The following is a 6,516-nucleotide window of genomic DNA, read 5'->3' on the forward strand; positions in this document are numbered from 1 at the left end:
CGACCGGCCGTTCGACATCACCGGCGGCAACGCGCTGCCGTTCACCGCGGCCCGGGACGAGGCCACGGCCCGGCGCGTCCTCGCCCTCCTCACCGGCTCGGCGTCGGGCGGTGCCGCGTAGCGGCGGTCCGCCCAGGGCCGCGCGGAGCGCCGCGCCGAAGGCCACGGCCGGCCGAACCGCGCCCGCGCCGGCCGCGTATCCTCGGTCCCCCGGGGCCGGTCGAGCGGACGACCGGGCAGGTCCTCAGCGGTGAGGGGAGCCGTAGTGCCGACGTTGCGTGACGTGGTCGTGGTGGGTGCCGGGCCCAACGGTCTTACGGCCGCCGTGGAGTTGGCCAGGCGCGGGATGTCGGTGGAGGTCTTCGAGGCCAGGGAGACCATCGGGGGCGGCGCGCGCACCGAGGAGTTGACGCTGCCTGGCTTCCGGCACGACCCGTGCTCCGCCGCGCATCCGATGGGCATCGGCTCGCCCGCGTTCTCCCGGATGCCGCTCGAACGGTACGGGTTGCGCTGGCTGCACGCCGAACTACCGCTCGCCCACCCCTTCCCCGACGGGAGCGCGGCCGTGCTGGCGCGTTCGGTCGGCGAGACGGCGGCCTCCCTCGGGCCGCGGGACGCGGGCGCCTACCGGCGCCTGGTCGCGCCGTACCTCGGCCGCTGGGACTCGCTGGTCGGGGACTTCCTCAAGGTCCCGTGGGACGGGGTGCCGCGCGACCCGGTGACGCTGGCCAGGTTCGGCCTCACGGGCCTGCAGCCGATCGCCTGGGTCACCAGGCGGTTCAGGGACGACCGGGCGCGGGCGCTGCTGAGCGGCCTGGCGGCACACGTGATCTCGCCGACGACCACCCCGGCGACGGGCGCCATCGCGCTGGTCTTCGCGCTGGCCGCGCACGAGCGCGGCTGGCCGATCGCCCAGGGCGGCTCGCAGGCCATCTCGGACGCGCTCGCCGCCTACCTGCGGGACCTGGGCGGCATCATCCACACCGGCGTCGAGGTGCGGCGGCTCGACGAGCTGCCACCGGCGCGCGCCTACGTGTTCGACACCTCGCCCTCGGCGCTGGCGCGGATCGCCGGCCTGGGGCGGGCGTTCCGGGGCTTCCGGCACGGCGCCGCGGCCTTCAAGGTCGACTACGCGCTCGACGGCCCCATGCCGTGGACGGCGTCCGAGGCGTGGCGGGCCGGGACCGTGCACATCGGCCCGTCGAGCGGCGAGATCGCCACCGCGCTGCGGGCGGCCTCGGTGCGCGGCCAGGCGCCGGACCGACCGTTTCTGATCACATCGCAGCCGACGCTGATCGATCCGAGTCGGGCGCCGGAGGGCAAGCACGTGCTGTGGGTCTACGGCCACGTGCCGGCCGGCTGGGACGGGGACCTGACCGAGGCCATCGAGCGGCAGCTCGACCGGTTCGCGCCGGGCTTCCGCGACCTGGTGCTGGCGCGGGCGGTGGCCGGGCCGAAGGAGCTGGCCAGGCGGAACGCCAACTACGTCGACGGCGACATCAACTGCGGCGAGTTCCGCGGCCTGCAGACCGTGTTCCGGCCACGGCCCGCCTGGTCTCCCTACGCCACCCCGCACCCGGCGGTCTTCCTGTGCTCCCAGGCCAGCTGGCCCGGGCCCGGCGTGCACGGCATGTCGGGGCACAACGCGGCGAAGGCCGTATGGCGGCGCCTTGGGATGAACACGCCGGTCTGAGCGGGAACCGAACCCGGGGGTGGCGTTCGTCGCACCCTCCCACCATGGATCAGGACAACGTGGCCGGATAGGGTCGGGCCGCTTGGGCTGTTCCTTTTGCCACCCAACCGCAACGAACGCAACCGCAACGACCACAGGGGCCGGAGATGACGGACACGGGGACCGGGCGCGTGCTGATCGCCGCTGACAAGTTCAAGGGATCGCTCACGGCGGCCGAGGTGGCCGAGCACGTGGCGGCCGGGATCCACGCGGTCCGGCCGGGCGTCGTGGTCGAGGCACTGCCGGTGGCCGACGGCGGCGACGGCACGGTGGACGCGGCGGTGGCCGGCGGTTTCACGCCACGCGAGGCGACGGTGACGGGGCCGCTCGGGCTGCCGGTCACCGCCTCGTTCGCGCTCCGCGGCGACACGGCCGTGATCGAGATGGCGCAGGCGTCCGGGCTGCGGCTGCTGCCGCCGTTCACCTTCGCACCGCTCACGGCCACCACGCACGGCACCGGCGAGTTGATCACCGCGGCCCTGGACGCCGGGGCGCGCAGGATCGTGCTCGGCGTGGGCGGCTCAGCCACCACGGACGGCGGCGCCGGCATGCTGACGGCGCTCGGCGCGCAGCTGCTCGACGACGACGGCGACCCGCTGCCGCAGGGCGGCGGCCCGCTGCGGGAGCTGGCCACCGCGGACCTGTCCCGGCTCGACCCACGGCTGAAGGACACGGAGTTCGTGCTGGCCAGCGATGTTGACAACCCGCTGACCGGCCCGCGCGGCGCCGCCGCCGTCTACGGGCCGCAGAAGGGCGCCGACCCGATGGACGTGGAGGCGTTGGACGCCGCGCTCGCCCACTTCGCCCGGGTACTGGAGCGCACCGAGGGCGCGCGGGCCACGGAGTGCGCTGCCGCGCCGGGCGCGGGCGCCGCCGGCGGCATCGGCTTCGGCGCGCTGATCGGCCTGAGGGCCGCCTTCCGCCCGGGCATCGAGGTCATGTTGGAGGTGCTGGGCTTCGAGCGGGCGCTGGCCAAGGCCAAGTTGGTGATCACCGGCGAGGGCTCGCTCGACGAGCAGACGCTGCGCGGTAAGGCGCCGGCCGGCGTGGCCGCCGCGGCCAGGGCCGCCGGCCGGCCGGTGGTGGCGGTCTGCGGCCGCCTCGCCATCGACGAGGCGGCCCTCAGGACGGCCGGCATCGATGCCGCCTACCCGCTGACCGCCCTGGAACCGGACCCCCAACGCTGTATCGCCGAGGCCGGCCCGCTCCTCGAGCAGGTCGCCAGGCGACTGGCCGAGGACCACCTACGAGGCGCTACGCGCGCCTGAGCCGACCACCGAGCGCTGCGCGCGCGGCGTGAGCCGCGGCAGCGGCGTGAGCCGGTCCTCGCGCCGCCACCCCCGGCGGCACACACAGCACACCCGAACCGGGGGTCCCCCGAGTGAGGCGCGTCGCAGCGGCCACGGCCGCGCCGAGCCGTGCGGGCCACGCCGCGCGTGGTCCTCGCCGGTGCTCCGCACCGGTACGCTCGGGCCGGCCGGCGCGTACGGGAGCCGCGTGGCTGCGCCGCGCGGTGTGTCCGTCAGGCGGCGGCTGCCGTCGCCATGCGTTGGACCGCCTCGGTCAGGATGATCGGGGAGGTGGCCAGGTTGAGCCGGACGTGGCCGGTGCCGCCGGTGCCGAAGTCGGGGCCGGGGTTGAGGGCGACGCGGGCCCGTTCCAGGAAGAACGCCGCCGGCTCGGCGTCGAGGCCGAGGTCTCGGCAGTCGAGCCAGGCGAGGAAGGTCGCGGCCGAGGGCCGGTACCGCACCGCCGGCAGCGACTCGGCGAGCAGCCGCGCCAGCAGCCGACGGTTGTCGGCGAGGCCGGCGAGCAGCGCGTCGAGCCAGTCGCCGCCGTCCCGCAGCGCGGCGGTGTGGGCGAGCACGCCCACGTGGCTCGGCCCATGCGTCACCTCCTCCGGCATCCGCGCCAGGTCGGCGGCGGCCGCCGGGCCCGCGACGGCCAGCGCGGCCTTGAGCCCGGCGAGGTTCCACGCCTTGGAGGCGGACATCAGCGACAGGCCCTTCTCGCCGCCCGGCACGCTCAGGTAGGGCACGAAGCGCGTGCCCGGGTCGGTGAGCGGCGCGTGGATCTCGTCCGCGACCACCCGCACCCCGTGCCGGTCGGCGAGCGCCGCGAGCGCCGTCAGCTCCTGCTCGCTGTGCACGGTGCCGGTGGGGTTGTGCGGGCTGCAGAGCAGCAGCGCGGCCCGTCGCCCGCCGGCGGTCACCCGCGCGAAGGCGTCCTCGATCGTGCCGAGGTCGAGCCGGCCGTCCGCGCCGAGCGGCGCCTCGACCACGCGGCGGTCCATGCTGCGCACGAACATGTAGAACGGCGGGTACACCGGCGAGTTGACCACCACCGCGTCGCCGGGGCCGGTCACCAGTTTCAGCATCTCGACGACGCCGAGCATCACGTCCGGCACGATCGACGTGCGCGCCACGGCGAGGCCGTCCCAGCCCCAGCGTTCGCTGGCGAAGCCGGCCAGCGCCTCGGCGTAGGCCGTCCCCACCGGATAACCGGTGTCGCCGAGCGCCACCGCGTCCACGATGGCCCGGGCGACCGGCTCGGCGAGCGGCACGTCCATCTCGGCCACCCACAGCGGCAGCACGTCCGCCGGGTAGGTGCGCCACTTCATGCTGGTGCGCCGCCGTAGCTCGTCGAGGCCGAGCTGACGGAGGGGATCGGGATGCGGGGGGCGGGCTATGACGGGCGGCACGTCGTCTGTCCGGGCAGCGTCCATGCGGGCAGGATAAGCACGCCCCGCCCCCTCAGGCCTCACCCGCGACCCGCCCGGCGAGGACCGCTTCGACGAACTCCGGCGGCGGGAGGTACCGGTGCCGGGTCACGTAGTGGTGCACCAGGGTGGGCGCGATCAGCCACTCGCCGGTCTTGGCGATGACGCGGACCTCGGCCGTGCCCAACAGCACCTTCTCCCCTCCCACCTCGATGCGGACGGGCTGCCTGCTCTCACCGAGCCGGTGCGGCAGGCCACACGCGTGCACGCCGCGCGTTCTGGCCCGCGGCTGGTCCCGGCACAGCAGCGCGAGGGCTTCCGTGAAGCCCTCCGGGGCCTCGCCCTTGGGGTAGCGGCGGAGGCTCGAGAGCCAGCCGATGTTCAGGGCCGTCACGTCGGCGGGCACGGTCTCGGCGAGGTAGTGGTACGCGGAGCGATCCGGGTAGTACGTCATGCGTTTCTCCGTCGCTCGCGATCAGAGCATGCGATTGCGGCACGCCGCCCAGTGAACCTGCCCGAGGTTGGGCTGGAGCAGGTCTCCCAGCCGCGTCGGTGAGCCCACCGTAATGGGGTCTCCCCGGACACGGAGTTCCTCCGGCGGGTAGAGCGTGTAGTTCGGCACCCGGTCGCCGGGGCCGAACACCTGGACCGGAACGGGGTTCTCGACACGGACCACGTTGCCGGTGGCGGTGTCAACGATGGGCAGTGGACGACCGATCTCGACCGCGCCGCCCACCGTGTTGGCGATCGCCTGACCATGGCGTGAGTAGAAGGCGATGCTCGTCCCCTCAGGCACCACGACGCTGCGCTGGAAGAGGGTGAGCACCCGGAAGCCGCCGTGCCCGCTGAACACCAGTTGGCCGTCGGGGCGTCCCCTGGGCGATCGAGGGCGGTAGGGCGTGGGGTTGCAGGGAGCGAGACCGGTGGGGTCGCTCATGGCCTGGGGATTGGGCACGTAGGCCATGGGGTTGCGCGCCGGAGCCAGGCCGAGTGGGTCGGGAGAGGTGTACCGGCCGGTGGCCGGGTCGTAGTGGCGGTGGAAGTTGTAGTGCCAACCGGTCTCCTGGTCGGCATACTGCCCGGGGAATCGCAGGGGCGTGTCGGTCATGGCGTCCGCACCACGACCGACGGCGCCCCAGACGGTCGCCGTGGCCCGCCAAGCGGTCTCCCCTGATTCGTCGATCAGTTCGGCGGGCGCGCCGACGAGGTCCGTGACGATGGCGAAGAAGCGTGCGTCGATGTCGCGCTGGCGCGCCTCAGCCGGCGGGGTGACGCGTTCGGTCTGCGCCAGCGGGTGCAGGTCGCGGTAGTCCCAGGTGAGGGTCCTGCGCCGGTCGTGATCCCGACTGGCGGTCGTCTCCTCGGTGACGACCGAGCCGGCCCAGGTGTAGTCGGTGCGCTCCGCGATCGATCCGTCCTCGGCCAGCCGCTCCTTGGCCACACGCCGTCCGAACGGGTCGTACAGATAACGCCAGGTGGTGCTGTCGGGCGTGACGAGTCCGACCAGGTGGTCCTCGCCGTCCCAGGTGTAGCGCCAGGTGTCGGTCTTGCCGGACAGCCGCTTGAGCCGGCGCAGGACCACGCGACCGCAGGCGTCGTGCTCGTAGCGCATCCGGCCGGCCCTGGTGAGCCGGGTTCCCGAGTAGGACCGGTCGCCGGTCGCCTCCGCGTCGGGCAGCTCGGCCGGCCACCGCGCCTCGGTCTGGTTGCCGGCGCTGTCGTAGCGGTAGCTCTCGCCTCCGGTCAGTGAGTCGACCGCGGTGATCCGCCCCTCGGCGTCGAGGGTGAAGGCGATGTCCCCGGCGCGGGAATCGGTGATGCCGGAGAGCAGCCGGTTGGGGTGGAAGCTGTGCGCCCGGCGGCGCGAGGGACCGGTGAGGGGGGTGACGATCTGGGCCGTGGGCCGTCCCGCGCTGTCCCACTCGTGGCTGAGGATGGCCGCGGGTCCCAGTTCTCGTCGCGTCTCGCGACCGGCTCGGTCGTGCTCGAAGCGTACGCGCCGTCCGGCGCTAGTGATCTCGGTGAGGCCGCCGGCGGCGTCGTACGAGTAGGCGGTGTGATGCCC

The 6,516-nt window shown here is 74.3% G+C and carries 5 protein-coding genes; 2 read left to right on the top strand and 3 right to left on the bottom strand.

Annotation, left to right across the window (positions count from 1 at the left end; translation table 11 throughout):
• Positions 1–265: 265 nt before the first annotated feature.
• A complete protein-coding gene (locus tag E1265_RS31600) occupies positions 266–1,693 on the top strand; it encodes an NAD(P)/FAD-dependent oxidoreductase (protein ID WP_132934402.1) in 1,428 nt (475 codons plus the stop codon).
• 146 nt (positions 1,694–1,839) lie between these two features.
• Positions 1,840–3,000, top strand: coding sequence for a glycerate kinase (locus E1265_RS31605; protein WP_132934403.1), 1,161 nt, complete (start codon positions 1,840–1,842; stop codon positions 2,998–3,000).
• 254 nt (positions 3,001–3,254) lie between these two features.
• Here the strand turns inward: E1265_RS31605 and E1265_RS31610 are convergent, their stop codons facing one another.
• The 3 genes from E1265_RS31610 to E1265_RS31620 form a co-directional block, all read right to left on the bottom strand.
• Entirely contained in the window at positions 3,255–4,457 is a 1,203-nt protein-coding gene (locus E1265_RS31610; protein WP_132934404.1) for an aminotransferase class I/II-fold pyridoxal phosphate-dependent enzyme, read from the bottom strand.
• A gap of 28 nt (positions 4,458–4,485) precedes the next feature.
• The gene (locus tag E1265_RS31615; protein WP_132934405.1) at positions 4,486–4,905 is read right to left on the bottom strand and encodes a hypothetical protein; all 420 of its coding nucleotides are present in this window, start codon (positions 4,903–4,905) and stop codon (positions 4,486–4,488) included.
• A 21-nt stretch (positions 4,906–4,926) separates the two neighbouring features.
• The coding region (locus E1265_RS31620; protein WP_207931284.1) for an RHS repeat-associated core domain-containing protein at positions 4,927–6,516 on the bottom strand (1,590 nt) is incomplete at its 5' end.

Source organism: Streptomyces sp. 8K308 (assembly GCF_004348315.1).
In the GTDB taxonomy this organism is placed as follows: Bacteria; Actinomycetota; Actinomycetes; order Streptomycetales; family Streptomycetaceae; genus Streptomyces.